The sequence below is a fragment of the Ornithinibacillus liuyingii genome, assembly GCF_055550225.1.
Genome location: NZ_JBPWOS010000016.1, coordinates 1 through 24,065, shown reverse-complemented (window position 1 = coordinate 24,065; position 24,065 = coordinate 1). Strand labels below are relative to the sequence as shown.

At 38.0% G+C, this 24,065-nt stretch carries 23 protein-coding genes, 1 rRNA gene and 2 other annotated features; all 24 genes read right to left on the bottom strand.

Annotated elements, in window-relative coordinates; all coding sequences use genetic code 11:
• Nucleotides 1–51: 51 nt before the first annotated feature.
• Nucleotides 52–3,585, bottom strand: a complete 3,534-nt coding sequence (gene rpoB, locus ACSKT4_RS17805; protein ID WP_465823708.1) for a DNA-directed RNA polymerase subunit beta — start codon at nt 3,583–3,585, stop codon at nt 52–54.
• Nucleotides 3,586–4,040: 455 nt separating this feature from the next.
• Entirely contained in the window at nt 4,041–4,643 is a 603-nt protein-coding gene (locus ACSKT4_RS17800) for a class I SAM-dependent methyltransferase (protein WP_465823707.1), read from the bottom strand.
• A gap of 99 nt (nt 4,644–4,742) precedes the next feature.
• A complete protein-coding gene (gene rplL, locus ACSKT4_RS17795; RefSeq protein ID WP_186871248.1) occupies nt 4,743–5,108 on the bottom strand; it encodes a 50S ribosomal protein L7/L12 in 366 nt (121 codons plus the stop codon).
• A gap of 67 nt (nt 5,109–5,175) precedes the next feature.
• Nucleotides 5,176–5,676, bottom strand: a complete 501-nt coding sequence (rplJ, locus tag ACSKT4_RS17790) for a 50S ribosomal protein L10 (RefSeq protein WP_186871247.1) — start codon at nt 5,674–5,676, stop codon at nt 5,176–5,178.
• 43 nt (nt 5,677–5,719) lie between these two features.
• Nucleotides 5,720–5,848 (bottom strand) — a sequence feature (ribosomal protein L10 leader region).
• 47 nt (nt 5,849–5,895) lie between these two features.
• Complete coding sequence (gene rplA, locus ACSKT4_RS17785) at nt 5,896–6,588, bottom strand: 50S ribosomal protein L1 (protein ID WP_186871246.1); 693 nt, start codon at nt 6,586–6,588, stop codon at nt 5,896–5,898.
• Between the two features lie 176 nt (nt 6,589–6,764).
• The gene (rplK, locus tag ACSKT4_RS17780) at nt 6,765–7,190 is read right to left on the bottom strand and encodes a 50S ribosomal protein L11 (protein WP_010095790.1); all 426 of its coding nucleotides are present in this window, start codon (nt 7,188–7,190) and stop codon (nt 6,765–6,767) included.
• Nucleotides 7,191–7,463: 273 nt separating this feature from the next.
• Nucleotides 7,464–7,997: a transcription termination/antitermination protein NusG gene (gene nusG, locus ACSKT4_RS17775; RefSeq protein WP_186871245.1), complete on the bottom strand. Its 534-nt coding sequence runs from the start codon at nt 7,995–7,997 to the stop codon at nt 7,464–7,466.
• Between the two features lie 144 nt (nt 7,998–8,141).
• Nucleotides 8,142–8,315 carry a preprotein translocase subunit SecE gene (gene secE, locus ACSKT4_RS17770; protein ID WP_186871244.1) on the bottom strand — a complete coding sequence of 58 codons (174 nt, stop codon included), beginning with the start codon at nt 8,313–8,315 and terminating at the stop codon, nt 8,142–8,144.
• A 56-nt stretch (nt 8,316–8,371) separates the two neighbouring features.
• Nucleotides 8,372–8,521 carry a 50S ribosomal protein L33 gene (gene rpmG, locus ACSKT4_RS17765; RefSeq protein ID WP_186871243.1) on the bottom strand — a complete coding sequence of 50 codons (150 nt, stop codon included), beginning with the start codon at nt 8,519–8,521 and terminating at the stop codon, nt 8,372–8,374.
• A gap of 72 nt (nt 8,522–8,593) precedes the next feature.
• The gene (gene sigH / locus ACSKT4_RS17760) at nt 8,594–9,244 is read right to left on the bottom strand and encodes an RNA polymerase sporulation sigma factor SigH (RefSeq protein ID WP_186871242.1); all 651 of its coding nucleotides are present in this window, start codon (nt 9,242–9,244) and stop codon (nt 8,594–8,596) included.
• A gap of 233 nt (nt 9,245–9,477) precedes the next feature.
• Nucleotides 9,478–9,987, bottom strand: coding sequence for an NYN domain-containing protein (locus ACSKT4_RS17755; RefSeq protein ID WP_186871241.1), 510 nt, complete (start codon nt 9,985–9,987; stop codon nt 9,478–9,480).
• Nucleotides 9,988–9,990: 3 nt separating this feature from the next.
• Nucleotides 9,991–10,734 (bottom strand): 23S rRNA (guanosine(2251)-2'-O)-methyltransferase RlmB, encoded by a 744-nt coding sequence (gene rlmB / locus ACSKT4_RS17750; RefSeq protein ID WP_186871240.1) that lies wholly within the window; start codon nt 10,732–10,734, stop codon nt 9,991–9,993.
• The gene (locus tag ACSKT4_RS17745) at nt 10,735–11,133 is read right to left on the bottom strand and encodes a Mini-ribonuclease 3 (protein WP_186871239.1); all 399 of its coding nucleotides are present in this window, start codon (nt 11,131–11,133) and stop codon (nt 10,735–10,737) included.
• 3 nt (nt 11,134–11,136) lie between these two features.
• Nucleotides 11,137–12,537, bottom strand: a complete 1,401-nt coding sequence (gene cysS, locus ACSKT4_RS17740; protein WP_186871238.1) for a cysteine--tRNA ligase — start codon at nt 12,535–12,537, stop codon at nt 11,137–11,139.
• A gap of 3 nt (nt 12,538–12,540) precedes the next feature.
• Entirely contained in the window at nt 12,541–13,185 is a 645-nt protein-coding gene (gene cysE, locus ACSKT4_RS17735; RefSeq protein ID WP_186871237.1) for a serine O-acetyltransferase, read from the bottom strand.
• Between the two features lie 62 nt (nt 13,186–13,247).
• Nucleotides 13,248–13,469 (bottom strand) — a binding site (T-box leader).
• A 248-nt stretch (nt 13,470–13,717) separates the two neighbouring features.
• Entirely contained in the window at nt 13,718–15,187 is a 1,470-nt protein-coding gene (gltX, locus tag ACSKT4_RS17730; RefSeq protein WP_186871236.1) for a glutamate--tRNA ligase, read from the bottom strand.
• A gap of 127 nt (nt 15,188–15,314) precedes the next feature.
• On the bottom strand, nt 15,315–16,409 hold the full coding sequence (locus tag ACSKT4_RS17725) for a PIN domain-containing protein (RefSeq protein WP_186871235.1): 1,095 nt from the start codon (nt 16,407–16,409) through the stop codon (nt 15,315–15,317).
• A gap of 275 nt (nt 16,410–16,684) precedes the next feature.
• The gene (gene radA / locus ACSKT4_RS17720) at nt 16,685–18,058 is read right to left on the bottom strand and encodes a DNA repair protein RadA (RefSeq protein WP_186871234.1); all 1,374 of its coding nucleotides are present in this window, start codon (nt 18,056–18,058) and stop codon (nt 16,685–16,687) included.
• Between the two features lie 300 nt (nt 18,059–18,358).
• Complete coding sequence (clpC, locus tag ACSKT4_RS17715) at nt 18,359–20,785, bottom strand: ATP-dependent protease ATP-binding subunit ClpC (protein WP_186871233.1); 2,427 nt, start codon at nt 20,783–20,785, stop codon at nt 18,359–18,361.
• Nucleotides 20,786–20,802: 17 nt separating this feature from the next.
• A complete protein-coding gene (locus tag ACSKT4_RS17710) occupies nt 20,803–21,867 on the bottom strand; it encodes a protein arginine kinase (RefSeq protein ID WP_186871232.1) in 1,065 nt (354 codons plus the stop codon).
• Entirely contained in the window at nt 21,842–22,408 is a 567-nt protein-coding gene (locus ACSKT4_RS17705) for a UvrB/UvrC motif-containing protein (RefSeq protein WP_186871231.1), read from the bottom strand. The genes ACSKT4_RS17710 and ACSKT4_RS17705 overlap by 26 nt, the downstream gene beginning before the upstream one ends.
• Before the next feature lie 37 nt (nt 22,409–22,445).
• Nucleotides 22,446–22,907 carry a CtsR family transcriptional regulator gene (locus ACSKT4_RS17700; protein ID WP_186871230.1) on the bottom strand — a complete coding sequence of 154 codons (462 nt, stop codon included), beginning with the start codon at nt 22,905–22,907 and terminating at the stop codon, nt 22,446–22,448.
• A gap of 241 nt (nt 22,908–23,148) precedes the next feature.
• Entirely contained in the window at nt 23,149–23,844 is a 696-nt protein-coding gene (locus ACSKT4_RS17695; protein ID WP_186871229.1) for an MgtC/SapB family protein, read from the bottom strand.
• A 127-nt stretch (nt 23,845–23,971) separates the two neighbouring features.
• A 5S ribosomal RNA gene (gene rrf, locus ACSKT4_RS17690) occupies nt 23,972–24,065 on the bottom strand; the annotation flags it as partial.

Below are 24,065 nucleotides of genomic sequence, written 5' to 3'. Positions count from 1 at the left end.
CTTACGAATGAGCTATGGGGGAAAGACAATAAAGTCAATTCCCCACCAACATTAATTTTCTTCAACTTCTAAATTAAGCTTACTAGCTGCTTGTGTTTCTTCTTCTAAGTCACGCATTTCTATTTCAGATTCGTCTCCAGCTAAGATTTTTACGTCTAAACCAAGACTCTGTAGCTCTTTAATTAATACTTTAAATGATTCTGGAACTCCTGGTTCAGGTACGTTATCGCCTTTAACGATTGCTTCATACGTTTTCACACGTCCAACAACGTCATCCGATTTCACGGTTAGAATTTCTTGTAACGTGTATGCAGCACCATATGCTTCTAGTGCCCATACCTCCATCTCACCGAAACGTTGTCCACCAAACTGTGCTTTACCACCAAGCGGCTGCTGTGTAACAAGCGAGTATGGACCAGTTGAACGAGCGTGTAATTTATCATCAACCATGTGCGCTAGTTTAATCATATACATGACACCAACAGATACACGATTATCAAATGGTACTCCAGTTCTTCCATCATAAAGAATCGTTTTCGCATCACGTGGCATACCAGCTTCTTCTAATGTATCCCAAACGTCTTGCTCTGTCGCCCCATCAAATACCGGTGTAGCAACATGGATACCTAGCTGTCTAGCAGCCATACCTAGATGTAATTCAAACACCTGTCCGATGTTCATACGCGATGGTACCCCTAATGGGTTAAGCATGATATCGACCGGTGTACCATCAGGTAAGAATGGCATATCTTCCTCCGGTAAAATACGGGAAATAACCCCTTTGTTACCGTGACGTCCTGCCATTTTATCCCCTTCATGGATTTTACGTTTTTGTACAATGTAAACACGTACTAATTCATTAACGCCTGGTGGTAGTTCATCACCATCTTCACGATTGAAGACTTTGACGTCTAATACAATACCGCCAGCACCATGTGGTACACGTAAAGATGTATCGCGTACTTCACGAGCCTTTTCACCGAAGATTGCGTGTAATAAACGCTCTTCCGCTGAAAGTTCAGTAACCCCTTTTGGTGTTACTTTACCTACTAGAATATCACCGTCTGAAACCTCTGCACCGATACGAATAATCCCTTGTTCGTTAAGATTCTTCAGTGCTTCTTCCCCTACATTCGGGATATCGCGAGTGATTTCTTCTGGTCCAAGCTTCGTGTCACGCGCTTCAGATTCATACTCTTCAATATGGATCGAAGTATATACATCATCTTTTACAAGACGCTCACTCATGATGATTGCATCCTCGTAGTTGTAACCTTCCCATGTCATGAACGCTACTAATACGTTACGTCCAAGTGCAAGCTCACCTTTTTCCATGGAAGGTCCATCCGCAAGTACCTCACCTTTTGTAACACGATCACCCTCTGTTACATTCGGGCGTTGATTTATACAAGTACCTTGGTTAGAACGAATAAACTTCTGAAGCTTATAGCGATCTAAATCACCTTTTACTTCTTTACCATCCACCACAGATACACGACGTACTAAAATTTCTTTTGCTTCTACTCGTTCTACAATACCATCATTCTTACAGATGATTGCTGCTCCAGAGTCTTTACCAGATACATACTCCATTCCAGTACCTACAATTGGAGCTTCTGGATTTAATAATGGAACCGCCTGACGTTGCATGTTCGCTCCCATTAGTGCACGGTTGGAGTCATCGTTTTCTAAGAATGGAATACATGCTGTCGCAGCCGATACTACCTGCTTCGGTGAAACGTCCATGTAATCTATCTTTTCACGAGCAACAACTGTATTTTCACCACGGAAACGTGCTACTACTTCTTCATCAGCGAATGTTCCATCTTCATTTAATCTAGCATTTGCTTGGGCAACTACATAATTATCCTCTTCATCTGCTGTTAAATAATCAATTTGGCTTGTAACTCTACCAGTATCCGGATCAACCCGACGATATGGCGTTTCAATAAATCCAAATTTATTCACTTTCGCATAGGAAGATAATGAGTTAATTAACCCAATGTTCGGCCCCTCTGGAGTTTCAATCGGACACATACGACCATAGTGGGAATAGTGAACGTCACGCACTTCAAAACCAGCACGTTCACGAGTTAAACCACCAGGTCCTAGAGCTGACAGACGACGTTTATGTGTTAATTCAGCTAACGGGTTAGTCTGATCCATAAACTGTGATAACTGTGAGCTTCCGAAGAACTCTTTAATAGACGCAATAACCGGACGGATGTTGATTAATTGTTGTGGTGTTACACTAGATGTATCTTGAATAGACATACGTTCACGAACCACACGCTCCATACGGGATAAACCAATACGGAACTGGTTTTGTAGTAATTCACCAACAGAACGAAGTCTACGGTTACCTAAATGGTCAATATCATCTGTGTCACCAACTTGGTGTAGTAAGTTAAAGAAATAGCTAATCGATGCTAATATATCAGCCGGTGTAATATGTTTCACACTCGTATCGATATTTGCATTACCAATTAGATTAAGCACTCTTTCACCACTTGGGTCTGTTGGATCAACAATCTTAATAGATTGAATTCGAATCGGATCCTCTAATACACCATCATGTGGCTCTAGAATTTGTTCACCAAGAACAACATCTTTTTTCTCGATATATGGAATGATTTTATCTAACAATCTACGTTCGACCTTATCTCCTGCTTCTGCAAGAACTTCACCAGTATCCATATCAACAATAGGCTCAGCCAATACTTGATTGAATAAACGATTTTTCAGATGAAGTTTCTTGTTGATCTTGTAACGTCCAACATGCGCAAGGTCATAACGTTTAGGATCAAAGAAACGTGAAATTAATAAGCTTTTCGCATTTTCTACAGTAGGTGGTTCACCCGGACGCAGGCGCTCGTAAATTTCTAATAGCGCTTTTTCAGTCGTTTCGGTATTATCCTTTTCTAGCGTATTGATCAGATACTCGTTTTCACCGATTAAATCGATAATCTCTTGATCAGAACCAAAACCAAGCGCACGTAATAGTACGGTAATTGGCAATTTACGTGTACGATCAATACGTACATAAGCGACGTCTTTAGCATCTGTTTCAAATTCTAACCATGCACCGCGGTTTGGAATAACAGTTGCCGCAACACCACGCTTACCGTTTTTATCCATTTTTTCATTAAAATAGACACTAGGTGAACGTACAAGCTGCGAAACAATTACACGTTCAGCTCCATTGATAATGAACGTACCAGTATCTGTCATGAGAGGGAAGTCTCCCATAAAGACTTCTTGCTCTTTCACTTCGCCGGTTTCGTTATTAATCAATCGAACCTTTACACGAAGTGGAGCATTATAAGTAACATCTCTTTCTTTTGATTCATCTACAGGGTATTTCGGCTCACCTAAGCTATAATCAACAAACTCAAGTGATAGGTTACCTGTAAAATCCTCAATCGGAGAAATGTCCTGGAACATTTCTCTCAAACCTTCTTCCATAAACCATTGATATGAAGCGGTTTGGATTTCGATTAGATTCGGCAATTCTAATACTTCACTGATGCGCGCATAACTTCTACGTTGGCGGTGCCGTCCATACTGAACTAGTTGACCTGTCAACTGCTTCACCTCTCAAATCATGCATATTTTATTTGCGAGCAGAGCTCACATGTAAATAACAACTATATTGTTAGAAAACAATTGTTTCATGTTAATGCTTTCTTAGTTAGAGAAACAATTGCTTAAAAACGGAAAAAACTACTAATAGGATTTATGTACAAGTAACAAACCAAAGTGAATCAACAGCGGACGTTGATTCTACTTATAAGGTAAAACTATTACTTGCCATCCCTAAAAATATGGGGTATGATTTTAAAATAGAAAAGCATAATAAGTTGTACATTCATCTGAAACAATTCCACAAAAGCGAAAAATAGATAGAACGCTCATAATTCGATTCTATCATTGTTTCCTAAACTTGATGAATTATACACTTTCCTCTTTCAAAAAAATTCTCTTGACAAAATAATCCCATATTAGCATTTTATTATATTATCATAGTCCTTCTATCGAAGTCAATCATTTATTGACCGCAAAATAAAATAACCTTTACTCTTTGCTATCGTTTCACAATTTCCGAATAAAGATTCTAATTTTTGTATAGCAGAAGGAGCACCTTGCTTTTTCTGAATCACAACCCAAAGTTCGCCACCTTCAAGCAAACTTTCTCTACTACCTTCAAACATCCCATGCACAACCGATTTCCCGGCTCGAATAGGTGGATTAGTTAATATAGCAGCAAACTTTCGATTCTCTAATCCCAAAAATCTATCACTGAGAACAAATTCTACATTCGATACTCCATTTTGCTCCGCATTGGATGCAGCTAATGTTAACGCGCGTTCATTAACATCGGCCATAACAACCTTACGCTCTAGCAATTCATTTGCAATAGAAATCCCTATCGGCCCATAACCACACCCTAAATCCAGTATATCCCCGGGAATTTCAGGCGGAGTAAATGTTTCTATTAATAACCTCGATCCAAAATCTACTTCATTCTTAGAAAACACACCGACATCACTTGTAAATTTATATTCTTTTCCTCTCAGTCTGTAATTCCAATGTTTGGGTGAACTTTTTGATTGGGGTTTTTGTGAAAAGTAATGCTCAGACATTTGGGCACCTACTTTACTTTTATGTAATATAAGGAAGATTCTGTGTAAATGTAGAGCCCGTCGAATAGTTACGACGAGCTCATGTTCATTGAATTATAATTATTTAACTTCTACAGAAGCGCCTGCTTCTTCAAGTTTAGCTTTAACTTCTTCAGCTTCATCTTTAGAAACGCCTTCTTTAACAGCTTTAGGAGCGTTATCTACTAAATCTTTAGCATCTTTTAAGCCAAGACCAGTGATTTCACGAACCGCTTTAACAACTTTAATTTTAGAAGCACCAGCATCAGCAAGTACTACGTCAAATTCAGTTTTTTCTTCAGCAGCTCCACCAGCAGCAGCTCCACCAGCTACAGCAACAGGTGCAGCAGCAGTTACTCCAAATTCTTCTTCAATAGCTTTTACAAGATCGTTAAGATCTAGTACAGACATTTCTTTAATAGCATCGATAATTTGCTCTTTAGTCATTTTTATTTCCTCCTGATTTTTAATGTTTTTTTAATATCCTAAGACAATTGGTTGATTCACAATCAACTTACGCGCCTTGTTCTTCTTTTTGTTCTGCAACAGCTTTTGTAACATAAGCAAAGTTGCGCATAGGTGCTTGTAGTACGCTGAGTAGCATAGATACCATACCTTCGTAGTTCGGTAGATCTGCAAGCTCCTTGATTTGATCAAGCGTTACGATTTTGCCATCTAAGACACCTGCTTTAATTTCTAAAGCTTCGTGCTCTTTAGCAAAATTGCTAAGGATCTTCGCTGGAGCAACTACATCATCTTTACTAAAAGCAATAGCAGTTGGTCCAACTAAAACTTCATTTAATTCAGCTAATTCAGCTGCTTCAGCTGCACGACGAGACATTGTGTTTTTGTACACTTTGAACTCAACACCAGCATCACGAAGTTGCTTACGAAGTTCAGTAACCTCTGCAACGTCAAGACCACGATAATCAACTAAAACTGTTGATTGGCTTTCACGGAATTTATCAGCGATTTCTTGTACGATTTGTTGTTTCTTTTCCATTACTTTTGACATTGTTCCACCTCCCGTTAGTTTCGTCCATCATACCGTTTTAGGTTTCACTATTAAAAGAGCCCCCATATAGACATGGAGGCTCGAATAAACAAAGTTTAACTTGTTTCAAACACCTCGGCAGGATATTAAGCTATTCAGCACCTACTGTCTACGGTACAACGTATTCAATTCATCACAAATTACAGTATACCGAATCGAGGAATAAAAGTCAATTACCAATTAACGGTAGTTGGAAACGTCTACTCTGATTCCAGGTCCCATTGTTGAAGTAATTGCAACATTCTTCATGTAAACCCCTTTAGCAGCTTGAGGTTTTACTTTTACAATTGTTTCAACAAGAGCCTCGAAGTTTTCAACAAGCTTTTGGTTGTCGAAAGAAATTTTTCCGATAGGAACGTGGATATTAGATTGCTTATCTACACGATATTCAACCTTACCAGCTTTAATTTCTTTGATTGCTTTTTCTACTTCGAAAGTAACAGTACCAGTTTTAGGGTTTGGCATTAAGCCTTTAGGTCCTAGAACTCTACCTAATTTACCAACTTCAGCCATCATGTCTGGAGTTGCAACGATCACATCAAACTCAAACCAACCTTGGTTGATTTTGTTGATTAAATCTTGGTCTCCAACATAATCTGCACCAGCTGCTTCTGCTTCTTTCACTTTGTCACCTTTAGCGAATACTAGTACACGTTGTGTTTTACCAGTACCGTTTGGTAACACCATAGCACCACGGATTTGTTGGTCAGCTTTCTTAGGGTCAACCCCTAGACGGAAAGCCACTTCTACAGTTTCATCAAATTTAGCTTTTGCTGTTTCTTTTAATAAAGCAACAGCTTCGTTTATATCATAAGATTTAGAACGATCAATTAGCTTTGCAGCTTCTTGATATCTTTTACCTCTTTTAGCCATTATTTATTTCCTCCTCTAATGTGGTAATAGCGGTAGTACCTCCCACTTATAGAAGCAGCGCTTGCTTCTATAAAGCTTGCGATACAATCTATTAGTTATAGATTGATTTCATGAAAAAGGGTTGCGCGAAACGGAAGACCATTACCGCAACCTCTAGTAGTAACATTTATAGAGTATTAGTCTTCGATTACAATACCCATGCTACGTGCAGTTCCTTCAACCATACGCATAGCCGCTTCAACGTCAGCTGCGTTTAAATCAGGCATTTTAGTTTCTGCAATTTCTCTTACTTTATCACGTTTTAAAGTAGCGACCTTTGTTTTGTTAGGTTCACCAGATCCTGACTCTAATCCAGCTGCTTTTTTAAGTAATACTGCAGCAGGTGGAGTTTTCGTAATAAATGTAAATGAACGGTCTTCAAATACAGTGATTTCAACCGGAATAATTAAACCAGCTTGATCTTGCGTACGTGCGTTGAATTCCTTACAGAATCCCATGATATTTACACCAGCTTGACCTAGTGCAGGTCCCACCGGTGGAGCTGGATTCGCTTTACCAGCTGGAATTTGCAATTTAACTAATTTGATTACTTTTTTAGCCACGAGACACACCTCCTTAAAGTCCGTGATGTGGTAATTGGGGATTTTCCCCTCCCACTCAGGTTTTCATTCCCTCCTAGGGCATGAATAACAAAAGAATTTTAGCATGTATTCCGAAAAAATGCAAGTGCCTTCTGAAAAGTTTAGCATATTCCTTTGGTTCGAATCATGACCATGACCACGATCTATAGACAGGAAAAATTCCTGATACACACCATATACCGCAAGTATTTATTACTATTTTTTTGCGATTTCTATTACGTTTCTATATAAAACTTATATTTTCTCAATTTGCGAGAAATCTAGCTCAACCGGGGTTTCTCTTCCGAACATGTTAACATGTACTTTTATTTTTTGCTTGTCCATGTCGATGTGTTCAATAGAACCAGTGAAGTTCGAGAACGGTCCATCTGTTACGCGAACGTTTTCTTTCAGCTCAAAGTCAACTTGAACAACCGGCTCTGCCATGCCCATTCTTTTTAGAATTGCTTCTGCTTCTCCTGGCATGAGTGGGGTTGGCTTCGTACCTCCACCACTTGATCCGATAAAGCCTGTCACACCTGGCGTGTTACGTACCACATACCAAGAATCATCCGTCATTATCATTTCAGCTAATACATAACCTGGAAATACCTTCTTTTTCAAGACTTTCTTTTTGCCATTTTTTATTTCCGTTTCTTCCTCTTCTGGAACAATGACACGAAAGATTTTATCTTCCATTCCCATCGTTTCGACACGCTTTTCTAAGTTAGCCTTTACTTTGTTTTCATATCCTGAGTACGTATGAACAACATACCAATTTTTCTCCATTTATTTAGGACAATTACGTTGCCCTTCCCTCCCTTTATAGGTGAATTTATATCAAAAAACAACATATTAAAAAAACCCGCAAATTTCGGGTTTTTTTAGAAACTTCCTTAATCTATTTTTCATTATAGCATATTTGTAGGAAAATTATTCAAAAAATAAGTTCAATACTTGTGAAATACCTAAATCAACAACACCAAAGAATAGTGCCATAAAGATAACCGTAGTGATAACAACGATCGTATAGCTTGTTAATTCCTTACCTTTTGGCCAACTAACCTTTTTCATTTCTTTAGATACGTTACCTAGAAACTTAAACATGCTTGTACCCTCCCCAAACTTAGGCCTTGAAGATGCGTAAAAATGAATTTATAAATTTATTTTGTTTCGCGATGCAATGTATGTTGCCCACATGTTTTACAATATTTGCGCACTTCCATGCGTGAAGCTTGTGTGGATACATTCTTACTAGTAGTATAGTTTCTGCTAGAACAAATTGCACACGCTAAAGTAATTTTTTTCGTCATGATTTCACCCCGTATTTCGGGATATTTCCTCACTTAAATGTAGCATGGTTGACAGGCTGTGTCAACGTCGCCCTATTGACCCACTTCGTTTGCTTCCATCAGCTGCTCCAGTTTACGCTTAACTCGTTGTAGTGCATTATCAATTGATTTAACATGTCGGTTAAGATCGGCTGATATTTCCTGATAGGTCCGTCCTTCCAAGTACAATTGAAGAACCCCTCTCTCAAATTCACTAAGTAATTCGGAAAGCTTTACTTCCATATCACCAAACTTCTCTTGGTTAACGAGTAACTCCTGTGGGTCTATCGCCGTTGATCCTGCTATTACATCAAGTAATGTCCTGTCCGACTCTTCATCATATATAGGCTTGTCCAATGACACATATGAATTAAGTGGAATATGCTTTTGTCGAGTGGCTGTTTTGATCGCGGTAATTATTTGCCTAGTAATACACAATTCAGCAAACGCTTTAAATGACGTTAATTTATCCTCATTATAATCGCGAATTGCTTTATAAAGGCCAATCATCCCTTCTTGGATAATATCCTCTTTATCCGCTCCAATTAGAAAATACGTTCTAGCTTTTGCCCGGACAAAGTTCTTATATTTATGTATTAAATAATCTAATGCCTGATTGTCTCCTTGATGAATTAACTCTAAAATTTCATCATCATCAAGCGTAACTAATTTGTCGTTGTCTTTGATTAATTGCTTGATGTTCATCCGGAAAGCCCCCTTGACAAATTGTCAATCATTAAAAATATTATACAGTAAGCGATTTAATAACTCAATAGCTATAATTTTCAAACGTTTTACCGCTTTAATGTTTGCTCCGGTTAGTTATGCGACAAATGAAAAATATAGCTTACCCCTCGATTAAACAATCCTATCCCAATAGCTAGAACCGCTTCGTTTACTTACTACTCTCTTATAACGAAAAAGAGGGAAATGCACAGTTACATTTTCCCTCTTCTCCATTTTTCAAACTTCTCTAATATGTCATCATTTAATGGGATCTTCGACTTTGGTCTTGCCTTCATATGCTCTGACACACTATGCGAGATTTCCCGATTCATATTCTCGAGCTCTACCTTTAATTCTCTAGCTGATTTCCTAAGTGCACCTTGTCCGAAAATCATTCGCTGTTCCTCATAATCAGATGTTGCAACATAGATTTGTGTTCTTACATTTTTTACTTTTTTAACTAACCGCTCGATACATTCGTCAGCTGTTTCCTTCTCTTTTGTATAAATGATTTCTACCTTGTATTGCTTAAGCTTACTCTCAATTCCACGAACATAGTAGGCATCAAATACAATAATCACACGGGATCCAGAATAAGCTTGGTATTCTGCCATTAACTCAATTAACCGATCTCGAGCTTGGCTTAGGTCTTTCTGTTTTAACTGCTTTAGCTCATCCCAATCACCGATAATGTTATAGCCGTCTACTATTAATACAACCATGAACTACTCACCGACAGGATACCTTTTACGGTACACCTCATATAACAATAAGCTACACGCGACAGAAGCATTAAGAGAAGAAACGTTTCCCTTCATCGGGAGACTTACTGTCCAATCACACTTTTCACGTACTAGTCGACTCATCCCTTTTCCTTCGTTCCCTATCACTAATGCAATCGGAAGCGTCCCGTCCAATTTTCGATAATCCTCCGTTGCTTCCGCTTCTGTACCAACAACCCACACATTTTCTCGCTTCAATTCTTCAATTGTGTTCGCAATATTGGTCACACGGACTACAGGGATATGCTCTAGAGCACCTGCTGCTGTCTTCGCTACTGTTGCGGTTAAACCAACAGACCGTCGCTTCGGAATGATGACACCGTGTGCTCCAGTAGCATCTGCTGTTCGCAATATGGATCCTAAATTATGAGGGTCTTCTAATTCATCTAAAATAATAAAAAACGGCTCTTCGTTTCTTTCCTTGGCCTTTCTAAACAATTCATCCAGTGATGCATACTGATAGGAAGCTACATAAGCGACAACCCCCTGGTGGTTTCCATCTGTTATGTGATCTAGCTTCGATTTGGGAACCTTTTGTACAATAGTCCCCGCTTGTTTGCCGAGCTGAATAATCTTTCCTTGTGTATTAGCATTTAATTGATCTGAAATAAGCACTTTATTCACGGATCTTCCTGAATTTAGTGCTTCTATTACTGGGTTTTTACCAATAATCATTTCTTGATCCATTTAGCCATTCCTCCTTTCTATTTGTTCAATCGCTAAATTTATTAAATCCTGTAACCTTGTCTCATTTTTAGATAAGTAATGAAACCCAATTAACGCCTCAAACGCCGTAGAATAACGATAGGTGACAACATCGGTGTTTTTAGGAACGGAGCCGGATTTTGCATTTCTCCCTCTTGCAACAATCCGCTCCTCCTCACTCGTTAAAATCCCTTGCTCTAACCAATCCCGTAAAACAAAGCTTTGCGCTTTGGCCGATACAAAGGTAATGGCCTTCTGATGTAGTTGATTAGGCTTCACGGTTCCTTTTGCTAATAAATGCTCGCGAACAAATACTTCATAGATTGCATCGCCCATATAGGCAAGGGCTAAGCTTTTCATCTGTTTAATGTCAGTTCCCATTCACTAGCCCCTTTTCCAACGAACCCCTTGTGGTGTATCTTCTAAAATAATATTTTTTTCTTTTAATAAATCACGAATTTCATCTGCTCGAGCGAAATTACGCGTTTTTCTTGCTTCATTTCTCTCCTCAATCAGCGCTTCAATTTCCTCATCCAATAAAGCTGTCTCACTTTCAACGGTTACTCCTAAAATTTCTAAGAACGCTTTTATTCTCTCTTGAAATAGGTCGATTACATGTGGTGATGTATGGTCTTGATTTAAATAAACATTTGCTTCTTTTGTTAAATCAAATAGAACAGAAATTGCATTTGCTGTGTTAAAGTCATCATCCATCTCTGCTTCAAACCGCGATGTTAAAACAGCGATTTTATCTACCCATTCTTGCTGGTTTGTATCAAGATTAGTACTTGATGGTTTCCGGTGCTCCAAATTATGATACGAGGTGATAACGCGTTCCAAACTATTTTTGGCTGATTCTAATAGTTCACTTGAGAAATTGATAGGATTTCTATAGTGAACACTTAACATAAAGAAACGAATCACATTAGCATCATGCTGTTCTAATAAGTCTCTTGTTAATACAAAGTTACCTAGTGATTTAGACATTTTCTCGTTATTAATATTAATATACCCATTATGCATCCAATAGTTTGCAAATGTTTTCCCGTTATTTGCCTCTGATTGGGCAATTTCGTTTTCGTGGTGTGGGAATGTTAGATCCTGTCCTCCAGCATGAATATCAATCGTCTCGCCAAGGTATTTCTTTGCCATCGCTGAGCATTCAATATGCCAGCCTGGACGGCCTTTGCCCCATGGAGAATCCCAAGAAATTTCCCCCTCCTTAGCACCTTTCCACAAAGCAAAGTCAAGAGGGTCCTCTTTTTTCTCACCGATTTGGATCCTAGCTCCAGATCGTAATTCATCGATTGATTGATGAGAAAGCTTCCCATAGCCTTCAAACGCCCTCGGTTTAAAATAAACATCCCCCTCCGCTTCATAAGCAAAGCCTTTATCTACTAGGTCTTTAATAAAATCAATTATCTCTTGCATCGTATCGGTTACCCTCGGATTATGTGTTGCCTTTTTAACACCTAATTTACTAACGTCTTCTAAATAAGCATCGATATACTTATTAGAAACCGCAAACACATCGTCCCCTAGCTCATTTGCCCTTTTAATAATCTTATCGTCCACATCGGTAAAATTGAGAACATAGTCAACATGATAGCCCTTATATTCGAAATATCTTCTTACGGTATCAAATACAATTGCTGGTCTTGCGTTTCCAATATGAATGTAGTTGTATACAGTAGGTCCACATACATACATACGGACCTTGCCTTCCTCTATTGGCTTAAACTCTTGTTTTTCACGCGTTAGTGTATTATAGATTGAAATTGACATATCCTATTTCCCTTCCTTTAGTTTAGCAATTTCGGCTTTTAATAATTCAATTTCCTTTTGAAGACTTGAACATTGTTCCTCAACCGGATCAGGTAATTTATGATGGTCTAAGCGCCTAAGCTTCTTCCCGTCTTGAATGACTACTTTACCCGGAATCCCTACTACCGTTGAATTATCAGGAACATCCTTGAGCACAACAGACCCTGCGCCTATTTTGGCATTCTCTCCAATCGTAATTGACCCTAATACCTTAGCCCCAGATGCAATTAATGCATTATCTTTAATCGTCGGATGCCTCTTCCCTTTTTCTTTCCCTGTACCACCTAACGTTACACCTTGAAAGATGGTTACATTGTCGCCAATTTCACAGGTTTCTCCAATTACAACACCCATTCCGTGATCAATGAAAAGCCTGCGCCCAATTTTAGCCCCTGGATGTATTTCTATCCCGGTAAAAAAGCGACTAATCTGTGATATAGTACGTGCAATAAAGTATAGCTTTCGTTTATAGAACGCATGTGCAATACGATGGGACCAAACAGCATGTAAACCAGAATAAGTTAAAAATACTTCAAAATATGTTCGAGCTGCTGGATCTTGTTCGAATACAACATCCATATCTTCCTTCATTCGCCTAAATAACCCCATAAAAAATCCCCCTTGAAAAGGATACATGTTTTTTCAAAATAAAAAGCGTCCCTGTGTAAAAACACAGAGACGCTTTTAGCGCGGTTCCACTCTGTTTGGAGGTGTTTGTTTATATCCCCCCAACTCATACTCTTATAACGGTAGAGTACCGCCGTTATGTACTAATTCCTTCCATAACGGACTCAAAGGAGCACTTCATAGATAGCGATTAAAATCACTCCCAGCCATGGTGATTCTCTCTGTGTAATCTACTAACTATTACTTTCCCTTATCAACGTTCTTTATTTATTGTATTAATACTATATTATAGATTAGTAAAAATGTGAATCACTTCGCTCCAGTATTTTGAAAAAGCGAATGACGATCATCGGGTCCCGAATATACTTCCTTTTCTAAAGTATGCTAGTGCACGCCTCTTGCTACGACGACTAAAGTTTCGGAAGCGGACCAAGCTCTTCTAATAAGAACTGGTCAGAAGCTATAAGAATAATAAGTACCGACATCCTAAGCTACATAATCCAAACCCCGTTCATTAAGCTCCTAAATCGTTTAACAATTTATCTAGGCGTTCAACGATTAATTCTTTACCTAATAATTCAATTGCGAGCGGTAGCTCTGGGCCATGGGTTTGTCCTGTTGTCGCAACACGGATTGGCATGAATAGTTTTTTACCACGGTGTCCGGTTTCTTTTTGCGTTGCTTTAATTTGATCTTTAATTGTATCTTTATTGAATTCTTCTAAATGGATTAGCTTATCCGTAAACACTTGTAATACTTCTGGTACTTGTTCTTCTGCTAATACATTCTTCGCTTCTTCATCGTAAGCTATTTCTTTATTGAAGAACATCTCTGTAAGTTCTACGATTTCTTGACCGTACCGCAATTGTTCCCGGTATAATCCAATCACTTTTTCCGCCCATTCTTTTGTTTCCTCATCCATATCAGCTGAAAGTCTTCCCGCTTCAATCAAATGAGGCATGGCTAGTTCAATTACTTTATCTAGATCTGATGCTTTAATATATTCGTTGTTCATCCACTTTAATTTTTGTACATCAAAGATAGCTGGAGAAGTGGATAGTCTTTCTGGATTAAAGATTTCAATAAGCTTTTCTTTTGCGAAAATCTCTTCTTCCCCAACAGGAGACCATCCTAATAGTGTAATAAAGTTAAACAAAGCTTCTGGTAAGTAACCAAGATTTTTATACTGTTCAATGAACTGAATAATATGTGAATCACGTTTACTTAACTTCTTACGGTCCTCATTTAAAATTAATGTCATATGACCAAATGTTGGTGCTTCCCAACCAAATGCCTGATAGATCATCAATTGTTTTGGTGTGTTCGAAATATGCTCTTCACCACGAAGTACATGTGTAATATTCATTAGGTGGTCATCAATCGCAACTGCAAAGTTATACGTTGGAACACCATTTTTCTTCACGATAACCCAGTCACCGAAATCACTAGATTCAAACTTAATTGTACCACGTACCATGTCCTCAAATGTATAGGTTACATTATCAGGAACTCGGAAACGAATACTTGGTTTTCTACCTTCTGCTTCATATGCAGCTATTTGTTCTGGTGTTAGGTTACGATGCTTTCCGCCATATTTAGGTGCTTGGCTATTGGCGATTTGCTCTTCACGTTCTTGCTCCAGTTCTTCTTCTGTCATGTAGCATTTATATGCTAGTCCTCTTTCTAGCAATTCATTAACATACTGATTATAAATATCAAGGCGTTCCATTTGGCGGTAAGGTCCGTAATTTCCACCGACATCCGCACCTTCATCCCATTCCACGCCTAACCACTTAAGGAATTTAAGTTGGCTTTCTTCTCCACCTTCTACGTTACGCTTTTCATCGGTATCCTCAATCCGAATGATAAACTTCCCATCGAAATGCTTCGCATATAAATAGTTAAATAAAGCTGTACGAGCATTTCCGATATGTAAATGGCCAGTTGGACTTGGCGCATAACGCACACGAACTTCTTTTGTCATAATAGTCTCTACCTTCTTTTCTATATTTATATAATAATCATTCCTATAACATTATAACAAAAAGTGATAACACTGACTGTTATCACTTTTAATTTATTGTCAATCTTCAATATAAGTTATACCTTTTTTATAATGCTTTTTCAAGTAATTTTGGCTTTGCAAAAATCATGCGTCCGGCAGAGGTTTGTAAGACACTAGTTATTAGTACTTCAATCGTTTTACCGATGTAATTTCTACCTTCTTCCACAACAATCATCGTACCGTCGTCTAAATATGCAATTCCTTGATTTTGCTCTTTACCATCCTTAATCACTTGAACCATTAATTCTTCTCCAGGCAATACGACTGGTTTTACAGCGTTCGCAAGGTCATTAATATTCAACACCGATACACCTTGCAAATCACATACTTTATTTAGATTAAAATCATTGGTAACTACAATACCATCCATTACTTTGGCTAATTTAATTAATTTACTATCTACTTCCTGTATCTCTTCAAAATCACCCTCGTAGATTTCTACTTTAATAGGTAATTCCTTTTGAATACGATTCAAGACGTCTAGGCCTCTTCGACCGCGATTTCTTTTCAGGACATCTGAAGAATCTGCAATATGTTGCAGTTCACCTAACACAAATTGTGGGATAACAATTGTCCCTTCGATAAAGCTTGTTTGGCAAATATCTGCAATACGCCCATCAATAATCACACTTGTATCTAATATCTTCGGTCTCGGTTCATTACTATCTAGTTGATCTAGATCAGTAGAACCCTTCTTCTTATCCTTGCGATTAATACTTAACAGATTAATTAATTCATCACGTCTACGGAAACCGACCTGAAATCCAAAATAACCTAGAAGTATGGTAATAAATAACGGGATGACCTTCGATACAAATTCAATGTTGATTTCCTGAATTGGCAAATTGATTAAAAATGCCGTTACTAAACCAATAATTAGTCCAAGACTACCAAATAGTAAATCACCAATTGGTATCTTTACTAATCCCTCTTCAATCCACCTTAAGAAATCTACAATATAATCCGTAACCAGATAGGAAATAACAAATAATATAATTGCGCCTAATACAGCACCTAAATACGGTGATTCCAACCATGCTAAACTGTTAAAATCTAATAGCCTAATAACATATGGTATATATAAATACCCAATGGTACCCCCTGAAATGATAAAGAACAAATGAACAATCTTTTTCAGCACCACCGTCACCTCCTAACCATTATTATTACCTATTAACCTAAAATAATAACCATTAATTTTTAATAAACTTCACTTTCTTCAGTTATTTAAGACGAATTATTTCGTTACGGATATGGAAAAATCCAAAACATTACCATCTACCAATTTAGAGTAGTACTTCACCATAATAGCATAGCTTCAAAAAACAATCAAATTGGCAAAACATTAGATTTTATCACACTAAATTAACCAAGTCAATCAAAATTCGACAAAATTCTACTGATTTTTTAAATCTATTATCTTGGTACCCCTAGATCTAGCGCTTCTTGAATCGTTCTGACACCAATAACTTGAATATCCTTTGGAATAGTCCATCCTTCTAGATTATTTTGTGGACAAATGACACGTTTAAAACCAAGCTTTGCTGCCTCTTGAACGCGTTGCTCTATTCTAGATACCCTTCTAATTTCTCCAGTTAATCCAACTTCGCCTATGAAGATATCATCCGGCCTAGTCGAAATATCTCTAAAACTAGATGCAATACTAACCGCCGTTGCCAAATCTATCGCTGGTTCGTCTAACTTCACTCCACCCGCTACCTTTATATAGGCATCCTGATTTTGTAGCATTAATCCGACTCGCTTCTCTAAAACCGCCATTAGTAATGATACGCGATTGTGATCGATACCAGTTGCCATTCTTCTTGGATTACCGAAGCTAGATGGGGATACTAAGGCCTGAATTTCCACTAATACAGGTCTTGTCCCTTCCATCGACGCTACAACTGTCGAACCGGCAGTACCTTGTGACCGCTCCTCGAGGAATATCTCAGAAGGGTTCAACACTTCTCGTAAACCCTCTTCCTTCATTTCAAAAATACCCATTTCATTCGTGCTACCGAAGCGATTCTTTACACCACGTAAAATTCGGTATGTGTGATGTCTTTCTCCTTCAAAATAAAGCACGGTATCTACCATATGCTCTAATAACCTCGGACCAGCAATTGCTCCTTCTTTCGTTACATGCCCTACGATAAAAATAGGTATACCACTCGTTTTAGCAATTCGCATTAATTCACTTGTACATTCTCTAACCTGGGATACACTTCCAGGTGCACTAGTTACCTCTTCACGATAGATGGTTTGTATTGAATCAATAATGACGAGAGATGGTTTTAATTGATCGATATGGTTCGTTATCGTTAGTAAATTCGTTTCAGAGAGTACATAAAGTAAGTCTGAGCTTACACCTAACCGATCTGCACGAAGCTTCGTTTGTCTAGTAGATTCTTCACCAGATATATATAAAACTGGTAGCTGCTTCTTGGCAAGCTGTGATGAGACTTGTAATAGGAGCGTTGACTTCCCAATACCCGGGTCACCACCGATTAGTACTAATGATCCAGGTACAACACCCCCGCCAAGCACACGGTTTAACTCGTTTAAGTTTGTTGTAATTCGTGGCTCATCCTGTGACTCAATGGATGTTATTTTTTCTGGTTTACTACCAGAGCTAGAAAGGCCACTAAATGTATGTCTTGATTGTTTACCTGTAATTTCGGTTTCCTCTACAAAGCTATTCCAATTATTACAACCTGGGCATTTGCCCAACCATTTTGCAGTTTCATATCCACATTCCTGGCAAACAAATTTAGTCTTTCTTTTTGCCAATCATATCATTCCTTTCGGATACCTCTATTATATACGTTTTACGTGGTATTAAGGTTACAAAAATCTATCAATTTAGTATTATTTTTCCTTAAGTTTGCCACATATTCTTCATAAGTTAGGGTTTCATTAACATTATTTTACTAACAGAACACATCGCTCTATATACTATATCCGCTATAAAACTGCCAATTTATAGACGCCCTACAATTATAACTTGCATCGTACCATACTTTTCTGAGGAAGAAAAAAGCTAGAAGGTGAAATCCTCCTAGCTTTTTCTTCAAGAAAATAAAAGTTTTTTTACGGTAAAATAATAAATTCACCTTTATTATTTAACCCAATTTTAACCTTTTCTCCGATTTTAATCGAACCTTTTAGTAGCTCCTCTGATAATAGGTCTTCAATATTCTTTTGTATGGATCTTCTTAATGGTCTTGCACCATATTCAGGATCAAAGCCCTCATTAGCAATTTTTTCAAGTGCTTTATCGGTAAGTGTGAAATCAATTTCCTGTTCGATTAAACGCTTTTGTACGTCTTTAACCATTAACGTAACAATTGATTTCATATGTTTCTTCTCTAAGGAATGGAATACAATCGTTTCGTCGATTCTATTCAAGAATTCTGGACGGAAAGCTTTTTTCAATTCATCCATGACTTTTGATTTCATATTCGCATAGTCCTTGTTTTCATCATCTAAGTTAAACCCGACATATTTGTTACGCTTCAGCTCACTTGCTCCAACATTTGATGTCATGATTACTACCGTATTACGGAAGTCTACGACACGACCTTTTGAATCAGTTAGGCGTCCATCTTCTAGCACTTGTAGAAGGATATTAAACACCTCAGGATGTGCTTTTTCTATTTCATCTAATAATACAACAGAGTATGGTTTTCTACGAACTTTTTCAGTTAGTTGGCCACCCTCCTCGTATCCAACATATCCCGGAGGAGATCCAACAAGTCGTGAGGTCGAATGTTTTTCCATGTATTCGGACATATCAATACGAATCATCGCATCCTCATCGGCAAACATCGCCTCAGCAAGTGCACGAGCCAATTCTGTTTTCCCTACTCCCGTTGGTCCTAAGAAAATAAAGGAACCAATTGGACGTTTCGGATCTTTAAGTCCTGCTCTTGCTCTTCTTATTGCTTTTGCAACAGCTTTAACGGCTTCTTCTTGGCCGATAACACGATCGTGTAATACCTCTTCTAAATGTAGCAGACGCTCACTTTCATCTTTTGTTAATTTAGAAACCGGTACACCAGTCCAAATCGACACAATACTAGCAATATCTTCAACTGTTACTTGAGAATCCTCTTGTCCTTGTTTCTCTTTCCATTCATTCTTTGTCGTCTCTAGTTGCTCACGTAAACGCTGCTCTGTATCTCTAAGTGAAGCTGCTTTTTCAAACTCTTGACTCTGTACTGCAGCATCTTTTTCTTTCCGTACCTCTTCAAGCTTTTGCTCCAAGTCCTTTAGATTTGGCGGAACAGTGTAGGAACGTAATCTTACTTTAGAACCTGCCTCATCAATTAAATCGATTGCTTTATCTGGCAAGAAACGATCGGTAATATATCGATCCGATAATTTAGCAGCCGCTTCTATCGCTTCATCGGTAATCGTTACACGGTGGTGCGCCTCATAGCGATCACGTAATCCTTTTAAAATCTGAATCGTTTCTTCTAATGTTGGCTCATCCACTTGAATTGGTTGGAAACGTCTCTCTAAAGCTGCATCCTTTTCAATATATTTACGATACTCTTCCAGTGTAGTAGCACCGATGCATTGTAATTCTCCACGCGCTAATGATGGCTTTAAAATATTGGAAGCATCAATTGCCCCTTCTGCACCTCCAGCACCAATTAACGTATGCAACTCATCAATAAATAAGATAATATTGCCTGCTTGGCGGATTTCCTCCATTACCTTCTTCAAGCGGTCCTCAAATTCCCCACGATATTTCGTACCTGCTACAACAGTACCCATATCCAATGTCATGACACGCTTATCTCGTAATGTTTCTGGTACTTCATTATTAATGATTTGCTGTGCTAATCCTTCTGCTACAGCTGTCTTACCAACACCAGGCTCTCCGATAAGGACTGGATTGTTTTTCGTACGGCGGCTTAACACTTGGATAACACGTTCTATTTCTTTACTTCTTCCAATGACCGGGTCAATGTTCCCCTCTTTTGCACTTTGTGTTAAATCTCTCGCTAGTGAATCCAATGTCGGTGTATTAGCATTAGAAGCTTGGCCTCGACCTTGTCTGCCAGCTTGAGATTCATTACTACCTAATAATTGAAGCACTTGTTGTCTTGCCTTATTTAAACTAACCCCAAGGTTATTTAAAACACGAGCAGCTACGCCCTCACCTTCTCGGATTAGGCCTAATAGTATGTGTTCTGTTCCTACATAGGAATGACCTAATTTTCTTGCCTCATCTTGGGATAGCTCGACTACCTTTTTTGCTCTAGGTGTATAGTGAATGGTTTGCATTGGTTGCTTACCAGTTCCAATTAGCTTTTCCACTTCTTCTTGAATTTTTGATACTTCTAATCCAAGAGATTCTAATGCTTTCGCAGCTATACCTTCCCCTTCACGCACTAATCCAAGAAGAATATGCTCTGTACCTATATTATTATGACCAAGACGTACGGCTTCTTCTTGTGATAAGGCTAAAACTTTCTGTGCTCTCTCAGTGAAACGTCCAAACATCATATAAGATTTCCTCCTACCTATTCCTCAAATTGTAATCGTTCCCGGATTAAAGACGCTCTTAGTACATCTCTCTCTGAAGCGGTTAGCGTCTTTTTTGCATAATGCTGCAAGAAACCTGGTTGTGTTAAAACCATCAGTTCATTAAGTATATTACGAGAAACATTTTTAATGATTCCTAAATCAATTCCCAGTCTAACATTAGATAAACATCTTGCAGCCTCTTTTGATTCAATAATTCTACTATATTCCAAGACACCTAAAGAACGGAAAATACGGTTCTCTAGTTCGATTCCGGATTGTTCTAAAATTCTAGTACGAGCCTTTCGCTCATGTTCAATTAACTGTTGTACAACACTCTCTAAATCTTCTATGATGTGCTCTTCCGTCTTTCCAAGTGTAATCTGATTAGAAATTTGAAAGATATTTCCTAATGCTTCGCTACCTTCCCCATAAATCCCTCTTACTACTAGTCCTAGCTGATTTATAGCTGGCATCATTCGATTGATTTGTTTCGTCATAGCAAGTGCTGGTAAATGCATCATTACCGATGCTCTCATCCCTGTCCCAACATTAGTCGGACAGCTTGTTAAGAAGCCCCGCTTTTCATCAAAAGCATAATTTACCTTTTCTTCAATCCAATCATCAAACTCCAGGGCTTTATTTAATGCCTTCGTTAATTGTAAACCAGGAAAGTATAGTTGAATTCGAATATGATCCTCTTCATTTATCATGACAGAGACTTGTTCGTTTTGTGAAATTAGTGTAGCAGCTGCACCTTCTCTTTTCGCAAGTAATGGACTAATTAGGTGCTTCTCTACTAATACACTTTTCTCAATTGCGGTTATGTCTCGAATCGAGATAAATTCAAAGTTCTTATATTCTCCAAATGACGTATGCTCATATTCCTGTTTAAAGAATTTACGGATTTGCTCTAAGTCTTTTTGATCGGCAATAATAGGAAATGGCATGTCTGCAAAGTTACGCGCCAAACGAATGCGACTACTTAGTACAATATCATGATCTGGACCTTGTTCACGCATCCAAGGACTGATTGCTTCATTCATGAAATGTTGAAGTGTCATTACTATCACCTGTTTCCTTACGATTAATCTTTGCTTCTAATTCCTTAATCTTATCTCGAATTACAGCAGCTTGTTCAAATTCTTCATTAATAATTAATTCTTTTAACTCCGTCTTATAATTTGCTAGCTGTTTCTTAAGATGTAAATTGCCACCTTTTCGCTTCGGTATCTTACCCCTATGTTCTGTATTCCCACTATGAACACGACGGAAAATTGGATTTAGATTGGAAGAAAAGGTATGGTAACACTCCCCACATCCAAACTTACCGATTTGTTTAAATTCCGTAAAGGTCAAACCACATTTTGGACATTGAACATCTTTTTCCTTTTGTAAGTGTGCTCCAGGTGACCCGACGGTTCCAGACTCAAAGTTAAATAGTCCCGTTAATAGATTGTGAAGCGAATATCCATCTTCCGGATACGTCATATATCCTTTTTCTTTTGCACAGACCTCACAAATTTGAATTTCAGTCTTATGTCCGTTAATCACCTGTGTATAATGCAAAGTAGCTGGCCGTTGATGACATTCCTGACACTCCACCTTGTTTCCCCCTTATCTAAAATCTGAACCGATTAACTTATAAGTACTTTAATGTTGTGAGCATAGAGGTTAAAATTCTTGCTCTAATCTCATCTCGTAGAGGCAATTTAAATGCTAATGTCTCCCTACTGATTCCATTAGCCATTATCTTAGCTTCTCGTTCCGTTAAGATTCCCTCTTCCATAAGGCGTTCTAATACATTTACAGCGGCTTGCTGTGTTACCGTAGGGTTAATTAGCTCAATAATCTCATCAATTAATTCTGATTTATCGCGGTGTCTAATTCGAATTATTCGAATATATCCTCCTCCACCACGCTTACTTTCAACAATATATCCTTTTTCCACAGTAAAACGAGTATTAATCACATAGTTTATTTGTGATGGAACACATTGAAATCGATCTGCAATCTCGCTACGTTTTATTTCAATAGCATCTTGCCCTTTTGCTTGTAAGACTTGTTTTAAATATTGCTCAATTACATCTGAAATATTGCTCATTTGGTTCCCTCCTAGATTCCAGAGTAATCTCAGGTTCGTCCACCATATTGACTTTGACTATCTTTGACTTTACTTTTATTATACTTCAAATTTTATCAGATGCAACTATCTTACAATAACTATTGTAGACAAATTCATAACAATCAAAACCATTTATCTAAAGAAGATCTTCCACCCTTATAATTATATAAAAAAACCTACACAGCTGTTCATGGCGTGTAGGGGACTAAAAAGTTACTTATTATCTTTCTGAAACACTTTTTACAGCATCTATACTAGATAAACGTTCAAACAACTCAATTTTATTTAGATTAGCCTTTCGTTCAACCTTTATAAAAATACTTTTTAGATCATTTTCAACTTTAATAACTTCCACCTGTCTTACTTTTAGCTCACTATCCTCTAACACAGAAACAACTTTATTAATTGGTAGCCCACTATACGAAATAATCTCTAATACTAGGGACGTTTTGCCTCTAGTGAATAGCTTTTCAAAGTTATTAAGAAAAACTAGGCTTAACAAGATAATCAAGGTGGTAAATACAGCGACAGCATACATTCCTGCTCCTACAACAAGGCCTAGACCTGCTACTGCCCAAATGGAAGCTGCAGTAGTTAAGCCTCTTATCGTGCCTCCATACACCATAATTGTTCCCGCTCCTAAAAAGCCAATCCCACTAATTACATAAGAGGGAATACGTGCTGGATCAAATTGAACATTATTATATTTTTCAATATATGCCTCAAAGCCAAATAAAGATAGGAGCATCATTAAACAAGCACCAACACCAACTAGAATATGAGTACGAAAGCCAGCTGAATGATTTTTCAATTCACGCTCAAAACCAATCAAACCAGATAATACTAAAGCAATTAGTACACGTGCTATTATTAGAAGGAAGTTATCATCGATTAAGTTTTCAAAGACCGCATTCATGTTAGTTCCCCCTTCTCTTAACTATTTCTCTCTTATCAGTTTAGTCATTCCAATTGAAAATATGATAATTGAATTATATTATATACAAAAAAGCCAAGAGACAATACAATCTCTTGGCTTAAATCTTGCCTGGCAACGTCCTACTCTCGCAGGGGCAATGCCCCAACTACCATCGGCGCTGAGAAGCTTAACTTCTGTGTTCGGTATGGGAACAGGTGTGA